This is a genomic window from Vibrio sp. ED004, assembly GCF_023206395.1.
Taxonomy (GTDB): Bacteria; Pseudomonadota; Gammaproteobacteria; order Enterobacterales; family Vibrionaceae; genus Vibrio.
Window position 1 is genome coordinate 3,137,271 of the sequence record NZ_CP066149.1, and the last position, 25,981, is coordinate 3,163,251.

Below are 25,981 nucleotides of genomic sequence, written 5' to 3' on the forward strand. Positions count from 1 at the left end.
GAACAAACTAAGGAGCTAAGTTCGTCTTATGGTTCGTTTTATAGCTCGTCTACTGTTGCCCAAACTGCGGCTAGCATGTCGTGACCAAATGCAACGCTGCGCTCTGGAGACCAACCGTACAGTTCGTCAGCGTGGCTGATGTGATCTTTAAATGGCATCTCGACTGTGTAAGCTAAACACTTGAACTGCTCACCAATCCAGTTTGTGCCAACCGTCATATTCGCTTTGCCCGGTTCGTCTTTATCGTAACCAAACTCATCTTGGAACTCTGGCGTGATAGTCAGTAGTGCTTGCTTGAAGTGATTCTCTAGTTTAGCAATGCGCTCGTTGTATGAAGGCGTGCCTTCGCTACCTGCTACAAAGTTATACGGAATCGCTTCGTCGCCGTGAATATCTAGACACAGATCAACGCCCGTTTCTAGCATGCGTTCGCGAACAAGGAACACTTCTGGGCTACGTTCCATAGAAGGCGATTGCCATTCACGGTTCAGGTTAACGCCAATCGCATTAGTACGAAGGTGACCGCGGATACTGCCATCTGGGTTCATGTTAGGAACCACGCGGAAAACAACACTGTCTAACAGTGAACGACCTACGGTGTCCGTTTCATCAAGCAAGCGTTGCAACAGGCCTTCGATTAACCATTCAGCCATAGTCTCGCCAGGATGTTGGCGACCAATTACCCAAATGTTTTTCTTTTCTTCACTTGGCTCACCAATGGTTAGCAAAGTGATGTCATTGTTGTCTAGCGTGTGGCCCAGAGTTTCAAGCTTACAAGCTGGGTGCGTTTGCGCGCTGTGCAGAAGATCTTGGTGACGATCGTATGAGTACGGTGCGAAGTACGCGAAGTACATTGAATAGTGCTCCGGAATGATATCGAAGCTTAGTGTGTCACCATCGAACTGAGATGGAATACGGAACCACTCTTCGCGGTCGTACGATGCAACCACATCGTAATCTTTCCAGCCTTCAGGGTATGCAGATGTTGCCAATTGGCCGATTTCGAAGTGGTGAGCTTGTTGAGCATCGCTTTCTAAACGGAAGTGGAACCACTGAGAGATTTCAGTCTGGTTGTCTGCTGGGATAGTCAGTTGAATGTTTTGTGGTGAATCTGCTGAAACGACGTGAATGTTGCCGCTTTCGAAATTGCTGAAAATTTTCATTGTAGTTTTTATCTCGTAGTTGAGTTGTCGTAAGACTAGCACACTTTTTTTCGAGCAAACCACTAACTAAATCGTAATGAGATGTTATTTCAACTATCTACTTTTTCGTTGTCTATTTTTGAACAACCCACTTTCCCACTATCGACGCTGGCAAGTGGTACACCCACGACAGGCAGAACGTGTGTGGCGATCTAACTTGCTACGTTGCACCTTGCAATAAGCGTTTTTTAGCGCTCTTCGTCCAGAAAACCAATCATCAGGTTTCTCAAGAATCAGATAACCATTAAAGCGTTTCACAAGCTCGATTCTGTTTTGCTCGATGAACTTGCTATCAAACCCAATCTCAAAGTAATCAAGCGCTTGTTCGATGGAGGTGAAACTCGCTATTTTTTGTTGGAATTCTGTCTGGTTCATGGAGTGAAGAGTTTATGAAAGGAGTTAGCCGACATTGTATTAGATTTACAATTTACTTCTTTGATTTGGGAGCGAGTTTAATGTCTTTATTGTTCCATTAATCAGTTATTGAAATCTAACACGCGCCTTGTATTTGCGTGGTGATTCGGTTGTTAGGGCGCTAATTTTTCAAAGTGACATTAAGCTCTCAGAAAGGTTCATTTTTTGTTCCTCAGATTGCGATTTATGATCCAAATCAAACAGGCCTACCCCTAAAGTACTATTCTGATCGCAATTGTAACCAATTGTTGAAGATGATTAAAAATTATGACAATAAAAAAACGTTATATCGCACTAATAGCGGCGGTTGGTATAGGCATTGGCTGGTTAACTTTAGGGGGAACTGCAGCCGTTATGCACTATACATCGAGCACTGAGTTTTGTGTTTCTTGCCACACGATGGAAACACCCTATAAAGAATACCAAGGTTCGGTTCACTTCAGTAACGCAAAAGGCATTAGAGCTGAGTGTGCCGATTGCCATATCCCAACAGATCCGATTGACTACGTGATCACCAAAGTAAGAGCGTCTAAAGACATCTATCACGAATTCATCTCAGGTAAGATCGACACGCCTGAAAAATACGAAGCACACCGTGAAGAGATGGCCGAAACAGTATGGGCTCAATTCCGTGAAAATGATTCAGCGACATGTCGCTCTTGTCACGAATTCGATGCAATGGAAGAGTTCGAGCAATCTCGTGATGCGGCGAAAATGCACGCTTACGGTAAAGAGAACAACCAAACGTGTATCGACTGCCACAAAGGCGTCGCGCACTTTGCTCCTGAAGCTCAGCTAGACAGCAAAGCCTTCGATACCCTGATTGCCTTTACCAAAAACACGCCATCAGATGCGAAAGTGGTTTATCCAGTAACCGATATCGCAATGGGCGAGTTCGGTAGCGTAAACCCAACGGCCGAACTTGAAGTCGTTAAAGCTGAAGGCGACAACCGTACTGTGACTCTGAATGCCTTCCAAATGAAAGGCGCAGAGCAAGTGCTTTACTTCGGTGAAGGTCAACGTGCAATCGTTGCGACACTGACAGACAAAGGTCAAGAAGCACTGACTACTGGTGAATACGAAGCCGATGCTTACGGTAACGAGTGGCGTTCTGTTGCGTTAACGGGTGACATTACTGACCCAGTTGTCGATAGCCTAGACCCAATCTGGTCTTACGCAGAAGAGTTGGACAATGTTTACTGTGCAACGTGTCACGCGAAGATTCCTTCAAACCACTTCACTGTGAATGCTTGGGGACCTGTTGCGAAAAGTATGGGCGACCGTACCGACATTTCTGAGCAAAACCTTGAGCTGCTGACTAAGTACTTCCAAAACCACGCGAAAGACGTTGTTGGTCACTAAAGAGAATTAGAAGGATAAAATTATGACTAATATGACCCGTCGTGGATTTATGAAAGGCACAGGTATCACTGCTGGTGCGTTGGCATTCACTTCCTTGACGCCGATGAGCGCAATGGCTTCTGACAAGCGTGGTTCTGGTGTTCTAACATCAGGCCGTATGGGACCAATGCTGTGTGAAGTGAAAGATGGCAAGTTAGTGTCGACCACGAATGCATTGGCACAAACCGTTCCAAACAGCCTACAAATTACAGGCCCTGACCAAGTACACACCAAAGCGCGTGTTAAATACCCTATGGTTCGTAAAGGCTACTTGGCTAACCCATCGGCACCTGAAGGTGTACGCGGTAGCGATGAGTTTGTTCGCATCTCTTGGGATGAAGTGTACAAACTGATTCATCAACAACACTCACGTATTCGTAAAGAGCACGGTGCAGAGTCTGTATTCGCAGGCTCTTACGGTTGGCGTTCAAGTGGTGTTTTACATAAAGCGCAAACACTTCTACAACGTTACATGAGCATGGCTGGTGGTTACTCTGGTCACTTAGGTGATTACTCAACAGGTGCTGCACAGGTCATCATGCCGCACGTGGTGGGTTCGATTGAAGTGTATGAACAACAAACGACTTACCCAGTCATTCTTGAGCACAGTGATGTGGTGGTACTTTGGGGTTTAAACCCAATCAACACCTTGAAGATCGCTTGGAGCTCAACGGACTGTGCAGGTCTTGAATTCTTCCACCAGTTGAAGAAATCGGGCAAGACAGTGATCGCGATTGATCCAATGCGTTCTGAAACTATCGAGTTCTTTGGCGACAACGCTGAGTGGATTGCTCCACACCCAATGACTGACGTAGCCATGATGATGGGTATTGCGCACACATTAGTGAAGCAGGGTAAGCACGACAAAGAATTCTTGGGCAAATACACAACAGGTTATGACGTATTCGAAGCTTACCTAATGGGTAAAGAAGACGGCGTCGAAAAATCTGCTGAGTGGGCGTCTGAGATCTGTGGTGTGCCCGTGAAGCAGCTTGAGCTACTTGCGGATATCTTCAGTAAGAACCGTACTATGCTGATGTCTGGCTGGGGTATGCAGCGTCAACAATACGGTGAGCAACGTCACTGGATGTTGGTTACGCTAGCGACAATGCTAGGTCAAGTTGGCTTGCCTGGTGGTGGTTTCGGTCTTTCTTACCACTACTCAAACGGTGGTAACCCTGCTCGTGATGCAGGTGTACTTCCTGCGATTTCAGCGTCGCTTGGCGGCGGTTCTTCGGCGGGTAACGACTGGGCAGTTTCAGGATCTGTGAATGCATTCCCTGTCGCGCGTATTGTTGAAGCGCTAGAAAATCCGGGTTCAAGCTACCATCACAATGGCCACAACCTAACGTTCCCTGAGATCAAAATGATTTGGTGGGCAGGCGGTGCGAACTTTACTCACCACCAAGATACCAACCGCTTGATCAAAGCGTGGCAAAAGCCAGAGCTGATTGTTATCTCAGAACCTTACTGGACAGCAGCAGCTAAACACGCGGATATTGTGTTGCCAATTACTACATCGTTTGAACGTAATGATATGACGATGACAGGTGACTACAGTAACCAACACCTAGTGCCAATGAAGAAAGTGGTTGAGCCTCAAGGTGAGGCGCGTAATGACTTCGATGTGTTTGCGGACTTGTCTGAGTTGCTTGCTCCGGGTGGTCGTGATGTGTACACCGAAGGCAAGACCGAAATGGAATGGCTGTACGGTTTCTACAAAACAGCACAGCAAGGTGGTCGTGGTCAGCGCATCGTAATGCCTAACTTCAGCAAGTTCTGGGATGATAACCAACTGATTGAGATGAAGTGGAACGAGAAGAACGCACAGTTTGTTCGTTACGCTGATTTCCGTGAGAATCCAATCATGAACCCACTAGGTACACCGAGTGGTAAGTTCGAGATTTTCTCAAGAACGATTGAAGGTTACCAACTAGACGATTGTCCAGCGCACCCTACTTGGTTAGAGCCAACAGAGTACACAGGTAATGCTAAAGATGGCGAACTGCAATTGATGACAGCGCACGCAGCGCACCGTCTACATAGCCAGTTCAACTACGCGAAGATTCGTGAAGAGTACGCGATCGCAGACCGCGAGCCGATTTCAATCCACCCTGAAGACGCAAAAGCGCGTGGCATTAAAACGGGTGACTTGGTTCGTGCACACAATGGTCGTGGCCAAGTATTGGTTGGTGCATTAGTGACTGATGGCATCAAACAAGGTTCTGTATGTATCCATGAAGGCGGTTGGCCAGATTTAGATAAAGATACAGGCCTATGTAAAAACGGTGGCTGTAACGTACTTACGTTGGATATTCCGACCTCTCGTCTGGCAAATGGTTGTGCAGCGAACTCTGCGCTTGTGAAAATTGAAAAATACACAGGCCCAGTATTAGAACTGACGGCATTTGATCCACCTAAGAATGGCTAATCTTTAACGAGAAATAGCAAATTGAACGAAGCCAGCCTAACCGCTGGCTTTTTTTATGATCTTTTTTGCCATGGAAAGACTATTACTGTGTGTCGAGTAGACAACTCATAATAATCAACGACATCGAAGCAAGAGAGAATCCCATGAATCGGATCAACCCAAAGAAGTTATTTCGTAGCAAATGGACAGCCGTTAGCCCTGTGAAGAAAGAAAAGCACTTTATGGTCACAGAAGTCGAATTTGATGAAGGGGAGGTCGTGCGCTGCATGATAGAGGCGGTCATGACCAAACGAGAAGAAGACATCAATTGGCGAGAGCTTACCGATAATCAAAACTGGCTTCCAGGCTGGAAGTAAAGCTGGAAGCCTGTTTGATTCGAATCTGGTGTTAATGGCGAACTGGCGTTTATCGGATATTCGACGCTCGCCTTTGCCAGTATTTGAGCCCCTCTAACACACCCTCAGCGTGTGTTGCGGTGCTGGTGTACACATTGTCTCTGTCGGACAGGTGAGCCACTTCAGGGTAATGATTAGCGACTAATATCGAATTTACACCCTCTATCGTTAGCATGGATGTGTCGTTCGCAGAGTCGCCAGCCACACACACCTCTTCTACGCTCAAATCATGCTGCTTGAGCAGGTGATGAATCGCGGTAGCCTTATTGACGCCCTTTGGTGTGATGTCTAGATACCAGTCGTGGGAGTAAGTGAGATGCACATCCAATCCGTGCGACTCCAAACTTGATTCGATCAACTCATGTTGAGGTTCAGACAGCTTCCCTTCAAAAGTAATCTTGTAATCACCTTGATGATTCTCAAAGCGTTCGCCCATAAAGTCGAGTGGTGCGAGTGCTGTCTCGACCTTGGATTTGTTCCAAGATGCTTCTAATTGGTTGTGCCAAACATGATCGGGTTTTTGGGAATGATCGTGATGAATTCTAGTGCCAACATCGCTGATAATGCTGTGTGGTTTCGGGTAGTTATCAGACGCCAATCCAACTCGAATTGACGGCAGAGTTCTTCCTGTCGCAATGATAAAACGGATATCAGGTTGTTCGGTTAGGTAGTCAAATAACTGATTAACGCCATGAGAAGATCCTCCATCCAGCGTCCCGTCAAAATCACACACCAGCATTTTTATCATTCGAATTCCTTGTCTTTTTCTCTCATTCATCGCGGGGAAATGTCTATTTCTTTTATAAAGAATGGCTCAGCAGTGAGCACTCTACAAGTTGTCTTGTGGCTTAGATAATCGATATTGAACAGTTTGCAGCAAGTATCACAGTTGGTGTGATGTTTTGAAATTCTGGGTTGAAAAACTCAATTTTGTCTCGTTGGTCTTAGCCGATTTCCCTTTGTTTTTTAGGTTAAGTACGAGTGGGGGATCAGACCCTTACAACAGGCTGAGTGCTTGCATCTAAAACGTCATTAAATCTTAATAAATAGTTTGTATTCGAATTATTTGTACACGAACCATTTGGTGCTATTCTTGGTCTGTCTAGCGTATTAATTGAACAAATGTAAAATAAATATTCAATAATCTATCAGTAAGTAATACATAATATTGCAAGCGGCTTGGTTGTTTTAATGTCTTTGTTTTTCAGTGTCTTGGGTGTTTGTTGTTTTATTTTTAATCATTGTTTTTTCTAGGGGATTGGTGGTTTTGTAGGTAATTTGCAGTACGAGACCCCTTGATTTACACTGGTTAATTACTTAGAGTGCTAATCGTTTTTTGAGTTTAAATAAGTCATTTTTAAGTTTAAATAACCGTTTTTAAGTTTAAATAACTAAGAAAGGATTAGATTACATGGATCCCATACTGGAAGTTAAGGGACTGTACAAGGTGTTTGGTGAAGACACCGACCGTGCTTTTACGATGATTAATCAAGGTGCGGACAAAGACAAAGTTTTCGAAGAAACAGGTCTAACGATCGGCGTTAACGATGTTTCTCTTAGTATTCAAGAAGGCGAGATTTTCGTAATAATGGGACTGTCAGGATCTGGCAAATCAACCCTAGTACGCCTTCTTAACCGCTTGATTGAACCTACCAAAGGCAATGTGCTTCTACGAGGCAAAGATATTGCCCACATCTCAGAAGATGAACTCCGCGAAGTTCGCCGCAACAACATCTCCATGGTTTTCCAAAATTTCGCATTGATGCCCCACATGACTGTGATCGAAAACGCAGCGTTTGGGCTTGAGCTTACGGGTGTCGATGTTGATAAACGAAAAGAGTCAGCACTGGCCGCGTTAGAACGAGTCGGCCTTGGCGCGTATTCAGAGTCTTACCCAGATGAACTGTCTGGTGGTATGAAGCAGCGTGTTGGTTTGGCTCGCGCTTTAGCATGTGACCCAGACATTCTGTTAATGGACGAAGCGTTCTCTGCACTCGATCCACTGATTCGTACCGAAATGCAAGACGAGTTAATCCGACTTCAAAATGACGATAAACGAACGATTGTTTTCATCTCGCATGATTTGGATGAAGCGATGCGTATCGGTGACCGAATCGCGATTATGCAAAATGGTGAAGTGGTTCAGGTAGGTACTCCGGATGAAATCTTGAATAGCCCTGCGAACGACTATGTTGAAGCCTTCTTCCGTGGTGTGAATGTAGCAAGTGTTCTTACAGTGAAAGACATCGCACGCAAGAAACCTGCAGCAGTATTTAAGAAATCTGAGCACGATGGTCCGGCCTCCGCTTTGCAAATCTTGATGGATAACGACCGTGAATACGGCATCGTTGTTGAGAAGAGCAGTCACTACTCAGGTATCGTTTCTATCGATTCCCTTCGCAAAGCCCACAAAGAGAACAAATCATTGGTTAGCGCTCAGCTAAGTGATGGCTTAACTCTGAATCCAGATTTACCAATCAATGATGTGCTTGGCCTTGTTGGCGGTGTGCCTTATTCCGTTCCTGTTGTGGACGAGCAAGGTAATTACTTTGGCGTTGTGACTAAGTCACGATTGCTACAAACATTAGATAAGGGATAGATCATGTCGTCGGAACAAACAAATAATGACCCATGGTCGCAAGCAGCTCCCTCTACTCAGCCAGCAAGTGATCCTTGGGGTCAAACAACTGAGACCACACCATCTGCGGATTGGTTAAGCAGCGAAACCGTTGAGGTGACGCCTTTTGACCCACTGAACCCTTTCGCTGAAGCCGTACTACCAGTGGATACTTGGGTTGAGTCTGGTCTGAATTGGTTGGTTGAACATGGACGCCCATTGTTTCAGGCGATACGTGTGCCTATCGATTTCATCCTAAGTTCATTTGAAACAGCACTGGTTTCTACACCAGCACCATTCATGCTGATCATCTTATTTTTAGTTGCATGGCAGTTTTCAAACCTGAAGCTTGGTGTTGCTACCGTAGTATCCTTGACGTTCATTGGTCTAATTGGCGCTTGGTCCGAAGCCATGACCACGCTTTCGTTGGTGATGACATCGGTCTTCTTCTGCCTGTTGATTGGTTTACCCATGGGGATATGGCTCGCCCGCAGTAACACGGCGGCTAAATTCGTTCGTCCAATTCTGGATGCCATGCAAACTACGCCAGCCTTCGTTTATCTAGTACCCATCGTAATGTTGTTTGGTATCGGTAACGTACCGGGTGTTGTTGTGACCATCATATTCGCACTGCCGCCAGTGGTACGTTTAACCATTTTGGGTATTCAGCAAGTACCGGAAGAGTTGATCGAAGCTGGTCACTCATTTGGCGCGAGCAAAAAGCAGATGCTTTACCGAATTCAACTGCCATTAGCATTGCCAACCATCATGGCGGGCGTAAACCAAACACTGATGCTGTCTCTATCTATGGTGGTTATCGCATCAATGATTGCGGTAGGTGGTCTAGGTCAAATGGTATTGAGAGGTATCGGCCGCTTAGATATGGGGCTGGCCGCAGTCGGTGGTCTTGGCATCGTTATTCTCGCCATCTTATTGGATCGCATTACCCAAGTGTTGGGTGTGAATGCGGGCAATACAAAATTACGCTGGTACCGCATGGGACCTGTTTCCCTTGTACTTAATGCTTTAAATCGCGGTAACAAATCAGAACTTCAATTAAGGAAAAACACCAATGAATAATTCATGGAAGAGCAAACTTGCAGTGAGTATCGTTTCTACACTGGCAGTATCAACGAACGTGTGGGCAGCAAGCCTACCGGGTGAAGGTGTATCAGTTCAGCCTGTTCAATCGTCTGTAGCAGAAGAAACATTCCAAACGTTGATTGTTAATCGTGCTCTAGAAGAACTTGGCTACGATGTGAAATCAACGCAAGAAGTGGACTACAACGTAGGCTACACCTCAATTGCAAAAGGTGACGCAACATTCCTAACGGTAGGTTGGTTCCCGCTTCACGCAGACAAATACACAATGGCGGGTGGCGATGACAAATTCTACCGCGAAGGCCAATATGTAAGTGGTGCAGCGCAAGGTTACCTGATTGATAAGAAAACGGCAGAAAAGTACAACATCACTAATATTGGTCAGTTAACTGATCCAAAAATTGCGAAACTGTTTGATGCAGATGGTGATGGCAAAGCAGACCTAACAGGCTGTAACCCTGGTTGGGGTTGTGAGATGGTAATTGAACATCAACTGTCAGCATTCAAACTGGACGATACAGTAACTCACAACCAAGGTAACTATGCGGCTATCATTGCAGACACGATTTCACGTTACCAAAAGGGTGAATCAATCCTTTACTACACGTGGACACCGTACTGGGTAAGTGGTGTATTGGTTCCTAACGAAGACGTAGTATGGCTAGAAGTGCCATTCTCTTCACTTCCTGGCGAGCGTTCGGATGTTGATACTACTTTATCTAACGGTAAAAACTACGGCTTCCAAATGAACTCAATGCGTATCATCGCGAACAAAGAGTTTGCGAAGAACAACCCATCAGCCGCTAAGCTTTTCGAAATCATCAAACTGAACATCAACGATGTAAGTGCTCAGAACATGATGATGAGTAAAGGTAAGAACAGCTCGGCTGATATCGAAGCGCACGTAAACGGTTGGATTAAAGCGAACCAAAATACGTTTGATGCTTGGATTGCAGAAGCGAAGAAAGCAGCACTATAGATTGGTACTTGTTCAGCTCGATTATCACCTCAACTGGAAACCATGAGCGTGTTTAGTGATTGTGTAGAGTCACTGAATTACATTCAAATGAAGTGAAAAGACGGCAAGAATGATGATTAAAAAAGCCAGCAGTCCTATTTGGATTTGAAGTGACCCCGTAAAGTTGGACATTTCTGTTAAGCGGCTTTCAAGGCCTGAGTTCGATATTCCATCGGAGTCAGGCCTTTTAGTTTCACTTTTATACGTTTGGTATTGTAGTACTCGATGTATTCTTTAATTTGCTCTATCAGAGCATCTGCATCTTCAAAGCTTTGGTTGTGATACATCTCTGTTTTGAGTAAAGCAAAAAAGTTTTCAGCAACAGCATTATCCAAGCAGTTACCTTTTCTCGACATGCTTTGCGTTAACCCACTCTCCGCTACCTTTTTCTGATAGTGTCGATGACGATATTGCCAACCTTGATCGCTGTGTATAATTGGCTTTGAGTTGGGTTTAAGCGTAGATATAGCCTCCGTCAGCATATCCGTGACAAGCGGCAAACAAGCATTTTTGGCCACTCTATAAGCAACCACTTCCTGAGTAAACAAGTCGACAACGGGAGACAAGTATACTTTCTGCTCTTTGACTTTGAACTCCGTGACATCAGTTACCCATTTTTCATCGGGTTGAGTCGCACTAAAATCTCTTTCAAGCACGTTAGGAGCAGTTGTTCCAGACTCACCTCGGTATGAACGATACTTTTTAATCCTGACCGTCGATTTAAGGTTGAGCTGAGCCATAAGCCTTTGAACCGTTTTGTGATTGAGCACGAACCCCTGATTTTTAATTCCAAGTGAATACGGCGGTAGCCGTATCGGCCCTTATGTTCATGATAAATTGACTTTATCAACTGCAGCTCACGTTCGTAGCTATTTGGGCGATTGCTTGTTTGAGCCTGATAATAAAAGACACTTTTGCCAGCTGTAGAGTGTGCAGTAAGTGCTTCAACGGGTACTGGCCTTTAAGAGTTAGAGCTATGACCGCTTTTTCTTTGTTCGACGGTTTTTTCCTGCTCCAACTCTTCCAACTTTTTTTAGAACGGCATTCTCGGTTCGTAAGTAGACCAACTCCTCTTTTAGCTCCTCAAGTGTCATTTCATTATCAGGCTTAGTGGTACGTTGAGGTTGCTGTTTCATTGAGGGTCTTCCTTTCTGGCGCATTTTGAGCCCCTTGATACCGAGCTCATTAAATCGTTTGAGCCAGACAGAGAGTATCCCAGGGGATGAGGTTTAATACTGCGCTAGTGTGCGTGAGAGACCATTCATTCGTCCACATTAAATTCAATGCTTTTCGTTTTGTCTGAGCAGTAGCAGCATGCTTAGTTGGTAAAAATGAAGCAGTGCCGTGGATGGCAAACATTTGAGCCCAATACCGAACCTGTCTTGACGAAATTGAATATTGTTTGGCTAAGTAGAGAGATGACGTGCCATCTAAGTATTGCTTAGCAATGATACATTTTAGCTCTCGGCTATATTTGGACATAAAAAGACCCCCAATAATTGGTGTCCAACTATTGGGGGTCAGTTCAATTTGCTGGCTTTTTGTTTTCTGTTTTTATGCTTTATGTTGCGGTTTAGCTTCTAGCGTTCGCCTTGAACTTCAAAGTCATCGCTTACTAGGCGAGCACAGCCATCCGCTTCTAATGCCCAGTGTTCACGGTGCACGACACCAAACGCTTTGTTCATTGTCCAGCTAGCGGTAAGAATGTAACCACCCTCAGGGTGCTCTTCCCACTTAACATCAGTGTAATCAACGTCTTTGAAGCCTTGGTCAATGATGTTTTGCCAAAATGCTTGAATCGCTTCACGGCCTTCAAACGTGCCGAATGGGCGAGCTTCCATGACACAAGCCTCAGTGTATTGGTCTGCACAACCTTTTGCATCTTGGCTGTTGAATGCTTTTTGCCATGCGTTAATGCCTTGCTTACATGCTTCTAATACTTGGTTGTTTAACATTGTTTTCTCTCCATAGCAGTCTTCTCTCAAACATTGCTTCTTTGATTAGGTATCTCGATAAGTTGGATTCAGTTTAGTCTTGGAAATTGAATTGAAAAACAGAGATAATAGAAAATACTGTATGCAAAAAGAGAACAATAAAATGAGTAAGCTAAAGCAGATGTCGATTTTCGCTCATATCGTAGAGCAGGGCTCAGTATCGGCTGCGGCTGAAAAACTAGAGTTGTCAAAATCTGTCGTTAGTCAGCACCTCAAAATTCTGGAACAAGAGCTTGGCGCTTCACTCCTCAAACGTACAACACGAAGACAATCCCTTACCAGTATGGGTGAGCGCTTCTACCTGAGTTGCAAAGACATCAACGTGATCGCCGAATCAGCGTGGGATATGGCGAAAGCCGAACTGGAAGAACCGCAAGGTCGGATTCGAATCACGGCTCCGAATGCACTGATGGACTTGTTGGTAGCGCCTGTGATTACCGACCTAATGAAGCAGTACCCGAAACTAAAGCCGGAACTGATCAGTGATGATCAGCACTTGGATTTCATGGAGCACGATATTGATCTCGCGGTACGAGTAGGCAGTTCGCGTGACAGCAATCTTAAGCAGAAACGGTTAGGCGAGTTTAAAGACGTGTTGTGCGGCGTAGAAAGCATGCGCGAACGCGAACTTGATTCTATTCCTTATATTGCCAACTCTTGGCAAGGAAAACAGGTGACTCATCATTTTAGCTCTCAAGGTGAACAAGACTTCGTCTACCAACAACAAGCCAGTTGTACCACTAATTCATTTCATAGTTGTCTTGCCTTAATCAAATCAGGCGTTGGCATTGGTGTGATCCCAGACTTCTACCTTCACCAGCTATCTGGTGAGGTGGTCGACATCATGCCTAGTTTTCAACTGCCGACCAACACTGTTTATGCGTTGAACCCATTCGCTTCCAACACGCCGATCTCCATCCAACTTTGCGTTAAAGCATTAGAAGAGAAGCTGAAACAGGATTTCGTCAAAAGCTGATCGTCGGACGTTGTCGTGCTGTGTGAGAGTAACAAAAAGGGGCTAACAACAAAGCGTAAAAACTTCGAGTTATATAGACGCCTTATTAGATGATGTGTTTGGTATAAGAATGGTACATGTCACATAGTTATTTATTTGTAATATAATAATTCATTATCGTGATGTTTGTTCAACTTGTCGTACAAATATTGTCCTATAGTGGTTTCCGTTACTGCGGTAACACCCTACAAACTATGGAATAAACAATATACGTGAAATATATCATGGAGACTTGTATGATTTTTAACCCTTGCAACTTTAAGTTTTGCAAACCACTGTCGTGCTCAATTATTTTGGCGATGGCTTCTTGTGGAGCATCGGCTGAAACATTGAATATTCAATCAGCATCAGACTGGGGTGGAGCTCATAACTCTTATCCAGCATCAAATGCGATTGATGGTAGCACCGACTGGTCATCGCGTTGGGCGGCTCAAAATGCCCCTGTTAATTTAGTGCTAGACCTAGGTTCTGTGCAAAATGTTCAAGACGTCGCGATAGCTTGGGGTAAAGGAGAAGAACAAACTTATAAGTTCGAGATCAGAGCATTAGCAGATGAAAGCTCAAGTAACTGGGATAAGGTTTACTATGGATACAGCAGTGGCAGCACATCAGGTTTTGAAAACTATGACGTAACAGATGTTCAAGCTCGCTGGATTCGTATCAAAGTATTTGAAAACAGCGCTCAAAGTGTTTGGACAAACATTACTGAAGTCGAAATCAGAGGTAATGACAGCCCTGACTACGGCCTTGATCCAAACCTACCGCCATCAGGCAACTTCGACTTACTGGATTGGTATGTCAGCATCCCTGTTGATGAAGGAGATGGTTACGCAACTTCTATTAAAGAGAACGCGCTAGATGCTGGTTATGAAGATCAGTTCTTCTATACAGGCAGTGATGGTGGCTTGGTGTTCTATACACCTGTTGAAGGCGTGACCACATCGAGTGGAACTAAGTATGTGCGTACTGAACTGCGAGAAATGCTGCGTCGTGGTGACACTTCTTACTCTACCTCAGGTAAAGACAACAACTGGGCATTTTCGTCTATTCCATCGAGTGAACAGGCTGATTTTGGTGGCATTGACGGCACGTTGAATGCGACGTTGGCCATCAACCATGTGACGACTACGACCTCAAACACAGAGCAAGTTGGTCGAATCGTAATTGGTCAGATCCACGCTGAGAAAAACGAACCGATTCGCCTTTACTACCATAAATTGCCAGGTAATGACAAAGGCGCGATCTACTTTGCTCATGAAACCTCTAAGTCGACTGGCGGCGATGAAACTTGGCATAACTTGTTAGGTAACATGGTCACTTCTGACGGTGACTTGAATAACACCAGCAACCCGAGTGATGGCATTGCGCTAGATGAAACCTTCTCGTACTCCATTGTTGTCGAAGGTGACAAGTTGATCACCACGATTAGCCAGAATGGTTCAGAGCTAGCGGCAAAAGAAGTGAATATGAGTAACAGCGGTTATGACGATGCTGATAACTACATGTACTTTAAAGCAGGTATCTACTTGCAAGATAACTCAAGTGCTGACAGCGATTATGCGCAAGTGACTTTCTACCAGTTAGATAATAATCACAACTAGGCTTTGTTCAGCCAGTAACGAAACTTGTGAATATTTGACATGGAGGTGACCATTCGGTCATCTCCTTTTAATCTTTCCACCTCTCATTTCTAATATATCGCGTTCCTTTCATAGGGTGCAGATTGGCAAAAAATCCAACCCTTACTTATATTTACCTAGAGTGTCTAGTTGCTTATTAACATCAAAGGGGACGTCTTTGCCTGAACGCTTTACCAAGTCATGTCACGAATGCGGGCTGGTTAGTCAGTTTGAAGAGTTGTCTGCGGGCAGCGAAGCGTCTTGTCCAAGATGTTCTCATACCTTGTCGAGTGTCGGGCATCACAAAGAGCAGGGTGTGATGGCTTATGCGGTCGCGAGTCTTATTACGTTGATAATGAGCCTCACCTTCCCTTATATGTCGTTCAGCGTTCAAGGAATTAGCCAACAAATTACCTTGTATCAAGCTGTCGATATGATGAATCGAATGGACAACAGCCTGATCGCAATCTTACTTTTTTTAGCCGTCATTCTTTTACCTGCGTACTTTTTAGTTTTGTCTCTCTGGTTCTATCTGCTTGTTGACCGAAATAAACACGTTCATTACGCATCCAATCGCTTTACGTTTTTGGCTTTGAAGTCATTAAGTTGGGCAAAGCCATGGTTGATGGTCGATGTGTTCTTAATTGGTGTGTTGGTGAGCTTGATTAAGATAGCGTCTTTGGCTGATGTCTCCATGGGCCTGTCGTTCTGGGCGTTTTGTATTTACGCCATGCTGGTGGTGAAGACGATTTCTTTGGTGGACTTTGATTGGCTATGGGATCGCTTAGTACCAACGAAAACCTCACAAGATCAAATGGTAGGAAGCATCTTTCAAAATAAGCAGCATCTAGCCTGTCACATTTGCGGACAAGTACACAGCTACAGTGAGAGCACGCATCATTGCTCGCGCTGCCACACGCACTTACATCGCTTTGAACCAATCAAAAACCTGCAGATAGCGTGGGCGCTGTTGTTTACTTCGGTGGTGTTTTATATCCCCGCCAACCTGTACCCGATGATGTATACCTCGGCTTTTGGAAGTAGCGAGGGCTCAACCATCATGGAAGGGGTTATCTTACTTTGGAATATGGGTTCATACCCTGTGGCACTTATCATTCTTATTGCGAGTGTATTTATCCCAATGGCGAAGATGGTCGCTCTGGCTTATTTGTACTGGAATGCCAAAAGGGTGCATGGGCTCACAGCGCAAAGGGCGAATCGTTACTTAAAGCTGTACCGCGTGACTGAATTTATTGGCCGTTGGTCGATGATAGATATTTTCGTTGTCGCCATCTTAGTGGCATTGGTTCAATTAGATGGCGTTATGGCTATTTATCCGGGCCCAGCGGCTCTGTCGTTTGCGTCGGTCGTCATCTTTACGATGTTGTCAGCGATGATTTTCGACTCCCGAATTATATGGAAGTAATCTCCCCAAAGAGGTGTGGGACATATGGAAAAGCAAAATACTTCAGATGCAAAAGTATCGAAAAAAAGCGAGCTGTCGCCAGTCTGGATAGTACCGATTATTGCGGTATTAGTCGGGTGTTGGATGCTATTTCAATATTTCAACAATCGTGGGCCAGAGATAACCCTTATCTTGCCGGATGCCTCGGGTATAGAGGCCGGGAAAACGGCGATTAAGTCTAAGAATGTCCATGTGGGAACCATTACCGATGTTGCTTTGAGCGAAGACTATGAATACATCATAGCGAAAGCACAGATAGACAAGAAAGCATCTCGCATGATTAATGCTGACACTCAATTCTGGGTCGTTGAGCCACATGTTGGTACCGATGGTATCAGTGGCCTAGAGACTATTCTTTCGGGCTCTTATATTGAGTTAAAGCCGGGTAAATCGAGTGAGTCTCAGCTGAAGTTTGATGTGCTCGACACGCCACCTGTCGCGGGGCCAGATACTAAAGGTATTCGTGTTGTGGTGTCACATCATAAGGCGAATCAACTTAATGTCGGTGAGCCCGTGTTGCACCATGGTTTTGTTGTGGGGCGTGTGGAAAAAACGAGTTTTGATTACCAAAAGAAAGAGGGCAAATACCAACTGTTTATCTTCGCGCCTTATGATGGGCTGATCTTCGAAAAGACTCAGTTTTGGCTCTCTTCTGGCATCGATGTGAGATTTGGTGCCAATGGTTTAGACGTTAACTTCGCATCAATTGAAAGCATCTTGACAGGTGGTGTGAGCTTTGATGTCGCGGAGAGCATTAAGCCGGGAGCACAAATCAAAGAAAACCTACACGAGTACACGCTTTATGATAACTACGATGCGGTATTACAGGGCAAATACACCACTTCGATTGATTATGTATTGTTGTTTGAAGAATCTGTTCGCGGTTTAAGGAAAGGCGCACCTGTAGAGTATCGTGGTGTACGCATTGGTACGGTGGATACGGTGCCGCTGCAGATTCGCATGGACAAAGATGGAAAGGTATCGAATCGTATTCCAATCCTAATCAAGCTTGAAATTGAGCGAGTATCTGAAGTCTTTAGAGCCGTGAATGCCAAAACCTTTGCAGAGCGGGTCAAACTGCAGATGGGAGAAGGGTTAAGAGCGACATTGAAAACAGGTAACTTGCTCACGGGCGCATTGTTTGTCGATATTAATTTCTATGAAGACGAAGAGCCTTACGAACCAAGAGAATTTGATGGTTACCCAGTGTTCCCAGTGGTGGCTGGTGGATTAACTGAGATACAAAAGCAGATCACTGATTTTCTAACCAAGATTAATGAACTGCCTTTAGATGCCACGGTAGCTAACTTAAATAGCTCTCTCTCTTCTTTAGACACTACTTTGAAGAGTATGGATGAATTACTGGATAGTGAAGGTGCAAAAGCGTTACCTCAAGATCTGAGTGAAACCATGAAGCAACTTGAGGCGACATTAGAAAGCTACGACGATGATTCCGATGCCTACAAGCAATTGATCAGTGCATCTGAAGAGTTAGAACATGTACTTAAAGAACTTCGCCCATTGATTAAGGTATTAAATGACAAACCGAATGCGCTGGTATTTGGTAGCGATGTTGAAGAAGACCCGATTCCAGTTAAGGGAGTGGAATAATGAGAAAGCTATTGATATCACTTATCACGTTGTTTGGGCTTTTAGGGTGTTCAACGCCTACTGATGGTACTAACGCGTATCTTTTGCCGGAAAGTACGCTAGATAAACCGATCTTTAAGGTCAAAACGAAAGTGGAACTACCCGACTATCTCGACACCATAGGGATTGCGTATCGCAAGTCTGAAAATGAACTGGTTTCTGCACGTAAACATGTTTGGGCTGAGAACCTTGAAGGTTTGCTTGAAGAGCGGGTCAATATTTCTGATACATCGGGAGAGCCTGAAAGGGAGTTGACGATAACCTTTGAGCAGTTCAACGGCTCTTATACCGGAAACGCAGAAGTGAAAGGAACTTGGGTATTGAGCGATCAAGGTTCAGAGCTCGCGCGTGCCGATTTTGAATCAAAAGTACCCTTGAAAGAAGCAGGTTATGAAGCGCTGGTTGAAGCCTTGGGTGAAGGCCTAGATCAGGTGCTGACAGATATACAGGCGCAATTGCCTTAGGTTATCAACTGGAACCAAAACCAAGCGTAAAGTGAGTAAGGTCTGGTGGGGGCCTTACTCATGTTTATTGGGGATGAATGTTATTCTGATGGCAAATTCTGTTTCAGTTCTAGAAGCATTAGAGGAAGTGATGTTTTTGAACACTAACATAATGTGAGTGGCCATGAGGTTGGATAAGAGCATTGGATAAAAGGCAATCAAATGAAGTTCCTTTTATCCAATGCGAGATATTATATCAACGCCCCTGTTTCATGCAGGGCATTGATATTAGTAAGAGCTTGGGAAAGTTGGATTAAATACAGGGTAGAGTACTCGTAACTCTTCTTGGCTAAGGTAGCTTCGTTGAGTATTGATGACATCTCCATTTTTGCGGTATACAGCCATTGCACTGGAGTAAGTCCCTGTTTCTAGCCAAGATGTCTCTAACTGGTTACAGTACACCTCTACACAATCGCGTGGTGGTGAGTAACCCAACTATTAATCAGAGCCTTTCTACCTAACAATGTAGAGCCCTCATTTTCTATTTTATTGTCTTTTACATGGTTAAAAGTTGATAAAACAGCCTCGATGTCGATATCAGCATCTTCAATCAAATCGCTGTAAAATGTGTAAGTAGGCCATAGGTCATTGCTATTATTTGCGAGGGTGAAAGTTACTTTAGCCGAACCTTCTAATAATTGTGTTTCACGTTTTATAGTAAACGTGATTCTTTCTTGTACTTGTAAGAGGTTACAGTCCCAAAGTTGACATGCATTGTACATCTCGTCGTAACTAGTACCCCAGCGTTGGGCAGCTTCAATGATCAAAGGATCTTTTGCTGGGTTTAAGTCAGTATCTTCATCTGGGTCTGTTTGGTCGCCTGTTGAGCCATCACCGTCCCCTGGTGGCAAAATTGGTTCACCTGGATTATGAGGCGCAGTGCCACCAGTTGTGTTTGAACTATCTGAACTGTTACACCCGGCAAGTAATGCCGCAACCAATGCGACAAATAAAGCTGATTTTTTCATTCTGAATTTACTCTCTACTTTAATTAAAAGCATCCTAATAGGTTGATAAGCTTAATTTTTACGATTGCTCATCGGTGCCTTTCCTTTGGTTGAGAACATAATATTCGTGAACTGAATCAATGGTTAAGTAGCATTTCGAATGTTTGTAATAAGCAACGCTTATCGTACTGGTTGGTTAGGTTGATAAGTGCCGGTTTCTCAATTAATTCTTGGTGGGTGTGTTGCTAAGTCGAAGTGATGGAAGGGGTGTGTAAGGTTCACATCAAATATGGCGAACACATTGGTCTGCGTTCACCATATTAGGAGTTAAAGTTAGTACTTAGTTGGTTAAAACCGAAATCGATTCGACATTTGAAGAAGAATCAAATCGAACGTTAACCAACACACTTTCACGTTCGAAAGTCACATCATCAAAGTCAGTCGTTGCGATCTTAAATCCATTTCTTGCGAATAAACTCGTCACCGTTGTTCGTTGTTTCTGTTCCATGGCGCATGTCAGTAGTTCGTTCATTGTGTCTCCATTAGGTAACCGCGTGCATAGTGTAAGCGTACAGATTCTACATTATGAGATCAATTGCTTAATTAATAAGCTATGCTGATATGTTTAATAGAATGATTTTGGAATTTACAATCTGAATGGGTAAGAGATAAGGGGTTATGATATCTATGATAAGTTGAGCGTTATGTGACCACTGTTCAGTATTCTTTGAACACGAAAGTTGTCAGAAAAATCTCATTGAAATAAGTGGTTACAAAACATGATAACTGGTGCGAGTCGCTTATGATGCCCTTTGCTGTTTTATTGAATGCTATAACGCGTTCAGTTCAAAGTATTTGTCCTGTGATCTTTAAATTTAAAGCGAGCGTACTTTTTCCAACGTTTAAAAGGACGAGTATGCAATGAAGTTATCTAAAGAAAATGAATCAAGAATCATCGAAATGGCGTGGGAAGATAGAACGCCATTTGAAGCAATAGAATTGCAATTTGGTTTAAACGAATCGCAAGTGATTCGTTTTATGCGCAGTCATCTTAAGCTTGGTAGTTTTAAGTTATGGCGCTCTCGTGTTTCTGGGCGCACAACCAAGCATTTAAAATTGCGTAGTACCGATGTATCGAGAGGCTACTGTCCAACTCAGTACAAGCACCGTTAAAGGAAGGAAGGGATGCAAACAAGTATCCCAAATCATCACTCAGATATGAGAAATGAAAGAAATGAAGGGAATGAAACAATTTTGTGCTCTATTTTTGGTATTGCTCAGCTTCGGTATCGGTCATGTTCAAGCGAATGACACTAGGCTTAAGCAAGCTTACGAAAATCACCAAAGTGACGTTCAAGTGCGTGGCTTGGGTACAGTGTCGAGAGTATTACCAGATGATAATAAAGGTTCTCGACATCAGAAATTTATCTTACGACTCGACAGCGGACAAACCTTGTTAGTCGCACATAATATTGATTGAGCTCCTCGTATTAAGGGGTTGAAGAAAGGTGATCAAGTTGAGTTTTATGGTGAATATGAATGGAACAAGAAAGGTGGCGTAATGCACTGGACGCACAAAGATCCTCGCAATCATCATGCTCATGGTTGGTTAAAGCATAATGGGAAAGTATACGAGTAAGGGACAACTCGTTTCGTTTTAACGTGAAAAAGGAATTTTGATGTTCAAACTCGAAACCAGCAGGCTCCAACCCCCTCAGACGAGCTTATTAACGGCAAGCAAGAAGGTGTTATGCTCAATGCGAAAGTTGCGAATGTGACTCTAGCTGAGATGCCTTTTGTTCGCATGAGAAAGCAACTGGAGAGAAACTTGATACCTGTTGTTAACGAGTCAAGTTTCTCCCAGACGGTTGCACGGATGAATGCAGCTACTCAAGCTATAGACCTCATGGTATCAATGAAGTCCCGCTCAATTCATGTTCTCGGGGTCGCTATAAAGCTGAGTGCGAAGTTGTTGGCAATGTATGTTTTTATATTAGAACAACCAAATAGAAAGATGAAAGTTGGTAATGTCTTCATAAAAAGCACGTCACATTCAATCCGCTATTTAGAGATTTTCGATAGTCTTGGTGGAGACGTTCGTGTTTATACTACGTTCGGGCTAGAAGACTATATTGCATGTTCAACAAGAGAATTGGATGGATTGAAACCGAACTCAACAAGTTTTATTCAAACTAATTTAAGTGGCCTTCATAAAAACTGTTTGCTGCTTTACCTGAAGAAGTTTTTGAACAGATCAAAGTCAATTCGGACGGAGTAAAAGGTGGCAGCACATATCATGTGAAAGAGAACTTACAAGTTACTTTTGTCGATTAAACAGTAGTTAAGGTAGACAGCATTGTTTGAACCTATTTTAGAAACAGCAACTTCAAAAGAAGAGGTTAGACGCATCATCAAAGAATGCGTTGAACATGTATCTACGAACTGTTTAGGCTGTCCAGCATCTATAGATTGCCCTAGGCATAAAGAAATTTTGGATTTGGGATGATTATTCATTAAAGGCAAACAGCTCTTTGCTCTCGTATTACTCTTGGTATTTATAAATTTGAATGTAAGAGAAAGTCAGCCTAAGGTAACTGAGAGAGAAAACTACTGTATAAGTCCACCTTTCGTCCACCCAAGCAATATTGGGGTAAAGTGGGGAAGGAAAAAGTTGATTATTTTCAGTGTATTGCACGAGATTTACGACGTTTTTGAGGGCTCAAAAACGGTGAAACCCCGATGTTGGTAGCATCGGGGTTTCGAATTTCTAGATTTCTCGACTGGTAAGATCGATTATCTTTTCTATGCAGAAGGCTGGATTAATCCAATCTTATTCCTTGGTAGGGAATTAGATGCGGATGAAGTCCATATGTTCAACTTTTGGCTTGAACGCGTGACGTTGAACGTCTTGTGGCTTAACCTTAACTTCTGCGCCGTCAACCACTAGAGTGATTGCTTCGTAGAATTCAGGCTTATCCATTTGGTTGATCACTTCAGCGTGAACAAGTTCGATAGCTACAGCTTCAGCTTCGCCACCGTAGATTACAGCTGGGAATTTACCAGCGTGACGTAGGCGGCGGCTCGCACCTTTACCTAGTTCAGTACGTACTACTGCTTCAAATTTCATAGTTTTACTCTCAAATTAGTAAAAATTAACTTCACACCTCAATGCGACCTTGAGTGTGTGGTAATGCTTAGGCACAAACGAGTTCATGCTTAAGCGAGCGCGGATACTAACATCACATTCCAATATGAGCAAGTCAGAAGCCCATCTCAAAGTGAATTTCCTTCGATAATGGGTTCGTTTGGAGATAAAACGTTCGCTAACGCTTGTTTCGCGTATTTTAACCCCTTTTATATCGCCAGTCTTATCTATTTATATCACCGCAAAATCATCAAGTTAATGAACGGAAAATGAATGTTTGCCTAAGACTTGGTTAAGGCTTAGTTCGTTAATCTTAGTGTTAATTAAACAGCAGAATGAATAGGTGAAAATATGGAACCGGTAAGCATTGTCGTAATTACGCTAAACGAAGAGAAACGCATTAGCCGCTTAATGGAAGAACTAAGCGTGCAAACCCACCAAGAGTTTGAAGTGATTGTTGTCGACTCGAACAGTGAAGACAACACAAGAGAAGTGGCGCAAGCCTATGAAAATGCGCTGCCAAAATTGACCGTCCACCATATGCAAGAACGTGGCGTAAGCCTTGGTAGAAATATCGGCGCAGCTTTGGCACAGTACAACAGAATCCTTTTCTTGGATGCTGATGTAAGCCTGCCTCGCAACTTCCTCGCTAAAGCACTTTACGAGCTAGAAGAGAACAAGCTTGAAGTAGCGGGTGTCTACATGAGCTCGAAAGGTTTGCCGCTTGTACACAAGTTCGGTTACGGGCTATTTAATGCAGGGTTGTTTACTACCCAGTTCTTTTTCCCGACGGCGATTGGCGCATGTATTTTTTCGACGAAACGAGCGCATGATGAGATCGGTGGTTTCGATGAAGAGATCGTACTGTGTGAAGACTGTGACTACGTAAAACGTGCGAGCAAAACATGGCGATTTAGATTCCTAAATATGACTTTTGGTTTTGACCCACGTCGCTTAGACCAAGATGGTGTTGTGAAGACAGGCTCTACTTATCTTAAAGCCAATGTAAGACGCTTCTTTAAAGGCGAAATGCGTAACAACGAAATGAACTACAAGTTTGGTCACTACAAAGAACAGTAAGCATTGAGGTTGTTATGTTTGATGGACTAGGGCTGTTTTTGGGGGCATTGGGTGATGCTCTCATTGGCCCAAACCTATTTGTACCGGGAGAGCCCTTCTTTATCGCGGCAGGTTTTCAACTGTATTCAGGTGCATGGATGGCGTTGGTTTTGGTGATGCTCGGTGGTTTGCTTGGTGATCAACTCAGTTATTTAATTGGTTATAAATACGGTGCTAAGGCGCAACGAAGGCTCATTAAGTTTCGTCCTAAAACCAAAAGATTAATCGCACGCTGCCGCTATCTGGTTGCTCGCAAAGGCACATACATCATTCTTTTTGCACGCTTATTAGGGCCTATTGCTTGGGTTGTGCCGTTTATAGCTGGCTCGCATCGTGTGCCGTGGCGCAATTTCAGTGTGTTGGCGTTTATAGGCTTGGCTCTTGGTGGAGGGCAGTTTGTTGCTTGGGGTATGTTACTGGCGCACGGCGTTGAAAATTTTCCGTGGCTTAATAGCCTTAAGATATTTATCTCTGAGCATAATAGTTTGATCGTCGGGGTGTTCGCGGTATTGGTCTTCACCGTTATTGGTTATCGAATGAAGTGGCGACGCTTGGTACTTAAGTCGAGTGCGCTGTTGTTGGCGTGGGTATTGTTTGCGAACTACGCTCATTTTTTCTGGAAAGCGGACGACTTTCAGAATCAACCAGAGATGGCCCAAATAAACGAAGTAGATTGGAACTCGGTTACCTATAAAGCGTTCCCTGGCAAATCTTCGTTCTACTCAGCACAAGCGATCAACGTCATTTATGTTGGAGCAACCCCAAGAGACTTAATGAAGCAATTAGGTTGGATAGAGAATCAAACCTTCTCTCGAAATGAGATTGAATGGGTTAGCTACCTCGCATTGCTCAGAGACAAAACACCGCCTGTGTCCGATTTATATTGGCGAGACAAGCCGCAAGATATGGCTTTTCAATTACCGGGTAACCTGATGAAACGCAGCCATATTCGCTGGTGGCGCGCTGGTGTCGATATTGAAACGAACCAGCCTCAGTGGTTAGGTGCAATTAGCTATGATGATGGTCTTAAAGTGACCCCATACTCCGGTATTGTGACCGTACTTCATAACATTGACCCTAATGTTGATGAAGAGCGAGATAGGCTTGCCAATCAGATACGTACTTCACTTCCAGACATCGAATTAGACAAGTATCCATTGGCAACGGTGGAAGTGATCAATGACGACCATGACTATTACACTGATGGTCGGATATTAATGATTGGGGCAACGTCCGTTAGTGGTAATTCGCAAACTTTAGATGTTGCGGTCAACGATATTTAGAGTGAGCTATAAGTCGAATCACTAAGCCTTTCTTGGTAGTACTCTGGTTTTTCTTATACATCAACAAAATCAAACAAGGCTTTGCAATGTCTGCTTGCTAGTTTTGTCCAAATATCAGCCTCTCTTACTCAATACCTCGGTAATAACTTGCTCGACTTTGACTATGCTCATTAAGGGCGAGTAAGCGGCAAAAGCTAAGGATAACGTTATGCAAATGAATCCGATTGGTTGGTTTGAAATTTATGTTGATGATATGTCGAGAGCAAAAACTTTTTACGAATCAGTGTTTAAAGTGACTCTAGAAAAGTTGAATAATGAAACAGAGATTGATGTTGAGATGTGGGTGTTCCCTTGCGAGATGGAGAGTTATGGCGCCACAGGTGCTTTGTGCAAGATGCCCAATGTAAAAGCGGGAGGCAACAGCACCATGGTTTACTTCTCTTGTGAAGACTGTGCGACAGAAGCGAGTTTGGCAGCGGCCAATGGCGGCACGTTACAAGTGCCAAAAATGGATATTGGTGAGCATGGTTTTATTAGTGTCGTTAGCGATACAGAAGGCAATATGATTGGGCTACATTCGATGAGCTAATCATGCTGAAGTGAGCTGTGCTCCGTTGAGCTGAGATAAAACTAATCCCTAGCATTACGCTAGGGCTTATTGG

At 43.9% G+C, this 25,981-nt stretch carries 26 protein-coding genes and 1 pseudogene; 17 read left to right on the forward strand and 10 right to left on the reverse strand.

Features of this window, described 5'->3' with window-relative positions; all coding sequences use genetic code 11:
• Window positions 1-38 precede the first annotated feature (38 nt).
• Window positions 39-1,163, reverse strand: a complete 1,125-nt coding sequence (locus ITG10_RS14150) for a M14-type cytosolic carboxypeptidase (protein WP_017630074.1) — start codon at window positions 1,161-1,163, stop codon at window positions 39-41.
• 138 nt (window positions 1,164-1,301) lie between these two features.
• Window positions 1,302-1,577: a nitrogenase-stabilizing/protective protein NifW gene (locus tag ITG10_RS14155; protein WP_017630075.1), complete on the reverse strand. Its 276-nt coding sequence runs from the start codon at window positions 1,575-1,577 to the stop codon at window positions 1,302-1,304.
• A gap of 306 nt (window positions 1,578-1,883) precedes the next feature.
• Between ITG10_RS14155 and ITG10_RS14160 the strand changes: the two genes are divergently transcribed.
• The 3 genes from ITG10_RS14160 (at window position 1,884) to ITG10_RS14170 (ending at window position 5,804) form a co-directional block, all read left to right on the forward strand.
• The gene (locus ITG10_RS14160) at window positions 1,884-2,978 is read left to right on the forward strand and encodes a NapC/NirT family cytochrome c (protein WP_248386455.1); all 1,095 of its coding nucleotides are present in this window, start codon (window positions 1,884-1,886) and stop codon (window positions 2,976-2,978) included.
• Window positions 2,979-3,000: 22 nt separating this feature from the next.
• On the forward strand, window positions 3,001-5,448 hold the full coding sequence (locus ITG10_RS14165; protein ID WP_017630077.1) for a molybdopterin guanine dinucleotide-containing S/N-oxide reductase: 2,448 nt from the start codon (window positions 3,001-3,003) through the stop codon (window positions 5,446-5,448).
• Between the two features lie 143 nt (window positions 5,449-5,591).
• Entirely contained in the window at window positions 5,592-5,804 is a 213-nt protein-coding gene (locus ITG10_RS14170) for a TIGR02450 family Trp-rich protein (RefSeq protein ID WP_026084164.1), read from the forward strand.
• 49 nt (window positions 5,805-5,853) lie between these two features.
• On the opposite strand, the gene ITG10_RS14175 is transcribed toward ITG10_RS14170, so the two are convergent.
• Window positions 5,854-6,591 carry an HAD-IIB family hydrolase gene (locus tag ITG10_RS14175; RefSeq protein WP_017630079.1) on the reverse strand — a complete coding sequence of 246 codons (738 nt, stop codon included), beginning with the start codon at window positions 6,589-6,591 and terminating at the stop codon, window positions 5,854-5,856.
• 663 nt (window positions 6,592-7,254) lie between these two features.
• Here ITG10_RS14175 and proV point away from each other — a divergent pair.
• From proV to proX, 3 genes are read left to right on the forward strand one after another with little or no spacing between them, the layout of a single operon-like run.
• Window positions 7,255-8,442 (forward strand): glycine betaine/L-proline ABC transporter ATP-binding protein ProV, encoded by a 1,188-nt coding sequence (gene proV / locus ITG10_RS14180; RefSeq protein ID WP_017630080.1) that lies wholly within the window; start codon window positions 7,255-7,257, stop codon window positions 8,440-8,442.
• Window positions 8,443-8,445: 3 nt separating this feature from the next.
• Window positions 8,446-9,540: a glycine betaine/L-proline ABC transporter permease ProW gene (gene proW, locus ITG10_RS14185; protein ID WP_017630081.1), complete on the forward strand. Its 1,095-nt coding sequence runs from the start codon at window positions 8,446-8,448 to the stop codon at window positions 9,538-9,540.
• Entirely contained in the window at window positions 9,533-10,540 is a 1,008-nt protein-coding gene (gene proX, locus ITG10_RS14190) for a glycine betaine/L-proline ABC transporter substrate-binding protein ProX (protein WP_017630082.1), read from the forward strand. The genes proW and proX overlap by 8 nt, the downstream gene beginning before the upstream one ends.
• 176 nt (window positions 10,541-10,716) lie before the next feature.
• On the opposite strand, the gene ITG10_RS14195 is transcribed toward proX, so the two are convergent.
• The 4 genes from ITG10_RS14195 to ITG10_RS14210 form a co-directional block, all read right to left on the reverse strand.
• The gene (locus tag ITG10_RS14195) at window positions 10,717-11,394 is read right to left on the reverse strand and encodes an IS3 family transposase (RefSeq protein ID WP_348983570.1); all 678 of its coding nucleotides are present in this window, start codon (window positions 11,392-11,394) and stop codon (window positions 10,717-10,719) included.
• 159 nt (window positions 11,395-11,553) lie between these two features.
• On the reverse strand, window positions 11,554-11,715 hold the full coding sequence (locus ITG10_RS14200) for a hypothetical protein (protein WP_248386457.1): 162 nt from the start codon (window positions 11,713-11,715) through the stop codon (window positions 11,554-11,556).
• A 49-nt stretch (window positions 11,716-11,764) separates the two neighbouring features.
• Window positions 11,765-12,061 carry a transposase gene (locus ITG10_RS14205; RefSeq protein WP_248386458.1) on the reverse strand — a complete coding sequence of 99 codons (297 nt, stop codon included), beginning with the start codon at window positions 12,059-12,061 and terminating at the stop codon, window positions 11,765-11,767.
• A gap of 98 nt (window positions 12,062-12,159) precedes the next feature.
• Window positions 12,160-12,534 carry a nuclear transport factor 2 family protein gene (locus ITG10_RS14210; protein ID WP_017633307.1) on the reverse strand — a complete coding sequence of 125 codons (375 nt, stop codon included), beginning with the start codon at window positions 12,532-12,534 and terminating at the stop codon, window positions 12,160-12,162.
• A 142-nt stretch (window positions 12,535-12,676) separates the two neighbouring features.
• On the opposite strand from ITG10_RS14210, the gene ITG10_RS14215 reads away from it, so the two are divergent.
• The 5 genes from ITG10_RS14215 to ITG10_RS14235 all read left to right on the forward strand — a co-directional run bounded on the left by ITG10_RS14215 (window position 12,677) and on the right by ITG10_RS14235 (window position 18,786).
• Window positions 12,677-13,549: a LysR family transcriptional regulator gene (locus tag ITG10_RS14215; RefSeq protein ID WP_026084493.1), complete on the forward strand. Its 873-nt coding sequence runs from the start codon at window positions 12,677-12,679 to the stop codon at window positions 13,547-13,549.
• Window positions 13,550-13,824: 275 nt separating this feature from the next.
• On the forward strand, window positions 13,825-15,189 hold the full coding sequence (locus tag ITG10_RS14220; protein WP_017633305.1) for a polysaccharide lyase family 7 protein: 1,365 nt from the start codon (window positions 13,825-13,827) through the stop codon (window positions 15,187-15,189).
• A 196-nt stretch (window positions 15,190-15,385) separates the two neighbouring features.
• Complete coding sequence (locus ITG10_RS14225; protein WP_128644453.1) at window positions 15,386-16,633, forward strand: paraquat-inducible protein A; 1,248 nt, start codon at window positions 15,386-15,388, stop codon at window positions 16,631-16,633.
• Between the two features lie 24 nt (window positions 16,634-16,657).
• Window positions 16,658-18,283 (forward strand): intermembrane transport protein PqiB, encoded by a 1,626-nt coding sequence (pqiB, locus tag ITG10_RS14230; RefSeq protein ID WP_017633303.1) that lies wholly within the window; start codon window positions 16,658-16,660, stop codon window positions 18,281-18,283.
• Window positions 18,283-18,786, forward strand: a complete 504-nt coding sequence (locus ITG10_RS14235) for an ABC-type transport auxiliary lipoprotein family protein (protein ID WP_017633302.1) — start codon at window positions 18,283-18,285, stop codon at window positions 18,784-18,786. The genes pqiB and ITG10_RS14235 overlap by 1 nt, the downstream gene beginning before the upstream one ends.
• Before the next feature lie 443 nt (window positions 18,787-19,229).
• Here the strand turns inward: ITG10_RS14235 and ITG10_RS14240 are convergent, their stop codons facing one another.
• Together ITG10_RS14240 and ITG10_RS14245 are read right to left on the reverse strand one after the other, a co-directional pair.
• Window positions 19,230-19,793: a hypothetical protein gene (locus ITG10_RS14240; RefSeq protein ID WP_017633301.1), complete on the reverse strand. Its 564-nt coding sequence runs from the start codon at window positions 19,791-19,793 to the stop codon at window positions 19,230-19,232.
• 319 nt (window positions 19,794-20,112) lie between these two features.
• Window positions 20,113-20,304 carry a hypothetical protein gene (locus ITG10_RS14245; RefSeq protein ID WP_017633300.1) on the reverse strand — a complete coding sequence of 64 codons (192 nt, stop codon included), beginning with the start codon at window positions 20,302-20,304 and terminating at the stop codon, window positions 20,113-20,115.
• Between the two features lie 389 nt (window positions 20,305-20,693).
• On the opposite strand from ITG10_RS14245, the gene ITG10_RS14250 reads away from it, so the two are divergent.
• The 3 genes and pseudogenes from ITG10_RS14250 (at window position 20,694) to ITG10_RS14260 (ending at window position 22,050) form a co-directional block, all read left to right on the forward strand.
• Window positions 20,694-20,945, forward strand: a complete 252-nt coding sequence (locus ITG10_RS14250; RefSeq protein ID WP_017633299.1) for a TIGR03643 family protein — start codon at window positions 20,694-20,696, stop codon at window positions 20,943-20,945.
• Between the two features lie 70 nt (window positions 20,946-21,015).
• Window positions 21,016-21,411, forward strand: a pseudogene (locus ITG10_RS14255) (DUF3465 domain-containing protein).
• A gap of 111 nt (window positions 21,412-21,522) precedes the next feature.
• A complete protein-coding gene (locus tag ITG10_RS14260; protein ID WP_026084491.1) occupies window positions 21,523-22,050 on the forward strand; it encodes a hypothetical protein in 528 nt (175 codons plus the stop codon).
• A gap of 570 nt (window positions 22,051-22,620) precedes the next feature.
• On the opposite strand, the gene rplY is transcribed toward ITG10_RS14260, so the two are convergent.
• Complete coding sequence (rplY, locus tag ITG10_RS14265; RefSeq protein ID WP_017633296.1) at window positions 22,621-22,899, reverse strand: 50S ribosomal protein L25; 279 nt, start codon at window positions 22,897-22,899, stop codon at window positions 22,621-22,623.
• Between the two features lie 369 nt (window positions 22,900-23,268).
• On the opposite strand from rplY, the gene ITG10_RS14270 reads away from it, so the two are divergent.
• The 3 genes from ITG10_RS14270 to ITG10_RS14280 all read left to right on the forward strand — a co-directional run bounded on the left by ITG10_RS14270 (window position 23,269) and on the right by ITG10_RS14280 (window position 25,908).
• Entirely contained in the window at window positions 23,269-23,997 is a 729-nt protein-coding gene (locus ITG10_RS14270; RefSeq protein ID WP_017633295.1) for a glycosyltransferase, read from the forward strand.
• Between the two features lie 14 nt (window positions 23,998-24,011).
• A complete protein-coding gene (locus ITG10_RS14275) occupies window positions 24,012-25,319 on the forward strand; it encodes an LssY C-terminal domain-containing protein (protein WP_017633294.1) in 1,308 nt (435 codons plus the stop codon).
• A gap of 208 nt (window positions 25,320-25,527) precedes the next feature.
• Complete coding sequence (locus ITG10_RS14280; RefSeq protein WP_017633293.1) at window positions 25,528-25,908, forward strand: VOC family protein; 381 nt, start codon at window positions 25,528-25,530, stop codon at window positions 25,906-25,908.
• The last annotated feature ends 73 nt before the right edge of the window (window positions 25,909-25,981 follow it).

Excerpts from the sequence above, each read along its gene's own strand:
- ITG10_RS14150 (WP_017630074.1), bottom strand. The coding sequence starts at position 1,163 with ATGAAAATTTTCAGCAATTTCGAAAGCGGCAACATTCACGTCGTTTCA.
- ITG10_RS14155 (WP_017630075.1), bottom strand. The coding sequence starts at position 1,577 with ATGAACCAGACAGAATTCCAACAAAAAATAGCGAGTTTCACCTCCATC.
- ITG10_RS14160 (WP_248386455.1), top strand. The coding sequence starts at position 1,884 with ATGACAATAAAAAAACGTTATATCGCACTAATAGCGGCGGTTGGTATA.
- ITG10_RS14165 (WP_017630077.1), top strand. The coding sequence starts at position 3,001 with ATGACTAATATGACCCGTCGTGGATTTATGAAAGGCACAGGTATCACT.
- ITG10_RS14170 (WP_026084164.1), top strand. The coding sequence starts at position 5,592 with ATGAATCGGATCAACCCAAAGAAGTTATTTCGTAGCAAATGGACAGCC.
- ITG10_RS14175 (WP_017630079.1), bottom strand. The coding sequence starts at position 6,591 with ATGATAAAAATGCTGGTGTGTGATTTTGACGGGACGCTGGATGGAGGA.
- proV (WP_017630080.1), top strand. The coding sequence starts at position 7,255 with ATGGATCCCATACTGGAAGTTAAGGGACTGTACAAGGTGTTTGGTGAA.
- proW (WP_017630081.1), top strand. The coding sequence starts at position 8,446 with ATGTCGTCGGAACAAACAAATAATGACCCATGGTCGCAAGCAGCTCCC.
- proX (WP_017630082.1), top strand. The coding sequence starts at position 9,533 with ATGAATAATTCATGGAAGAGCAAACTTGCAGTGAGTATCGTTTCTACA.
- ITG10_RS14200 (WP_248386457.1), bottom strand. The coding sequence starts at position 11,715 with ATGAAACAGCAACCTCAACGTACCACTAAGCCTGATAATGAAATGACA.
- ITG10_RS14205 (WP_248386458.1), bottom strand. The coding sequence starts at position 12,061 with ATGTCCAAATATAGCCGAGAGCTAAAATGTATCATTGCTAAGCAATAC.
- ITG10_RS14210 (WP_017633307.1), bottom strand. The coding sequence starts at position 12,534 with ATGTTAAACAACCAAGTATTAGAAGCATGTAAGCAAGGCATTAACGCA.
- ITG10_RS14215 (WP_026084493.1), top strand. The coding sequence starts at position 12,677 with ATGAGTAAGCTAAAGCAGATGTCGATTTTCGCTCATATCGTAGAGCAG.
- ITG10_RS14220 (WP_017633305.1), top strand. The coding sequence starts at position 13,825 with ATGATTTTTAACCCTTGCAACTTTAAGTTTTGCAAACCACTGTCGTGC.
- pqiB (WP_017633303.1), top strand. The coding sequence starts at position 16,658 with ATGGAAAAGCAAAATACTTCAGATGCAAAAGTATCGAAAAAAAGCGAG.
- ITG10_RS14235 (WP_017633302.1), top strand. The coding sequence starts at position 18,283 with ATGAGAAAGCTATTGATATCACTTATCACGTTGTTTGGGCTTTTAGGG.
- ITG10_RS14240 (WP_017633301.1), bottom strand. The coding sequence starts at position 19,793 with ATGAAAAAATCAGCTTTATTTGTCGCATTGGTTGCGGCATTACTTGCC.
- ITG10_RS14245 (WP_017633300.1), bottom strand. The coding sequence starts at position 20,304 with ATGAACGAACTACTGACATGCGCCATGGAACAGAAACAACGAACAACG.
- ITG10_RS14250 (WP_017633299.1), top strand. The coding sequence starts at position 20,694 with ATGAAGTTATCTAAAGAAAATGAATCAAGAATCATCGAAATGGCGTGG.
- ITG10_RS14260 (WP_026084491.1), top strand. The coding sequence starts at position 21,523 with ATGCTCAATGCGAAAGTTGCGAATGTGACTCTAGCTGAGATGCCTTTT.
- rplY (WP_017633296.1), bottom strand. The coding sequence starts at position 22,899 with ATGAAATTTGAAGCAGTAGTACGTACTGAACTAGGTAAAGGTGCGAGC.
- ITG10_RS14270 (WP_017633295.1), top strand. The coding sequence starts at position 23,269 with ATGGAACCGGTAAGCATTGTCGTAATTACGCTAAACGAAGAGAAACGC.
- ITG10_RS14275 (WP_017633294.1), top strand. The coding sequence starts at position 24,012 with ATGTTTGATGGACTAGGGCTGTTTTTGGGGGCATTGGGTGATGCTCTC.
- ITG10_RS14280 (WP_017633293.1), top strand. The coding sequence starts at position 25,528 with ATGCAAATGAATCCGATTGGTTGGTTTGAAATTTATGTTGATGATATG.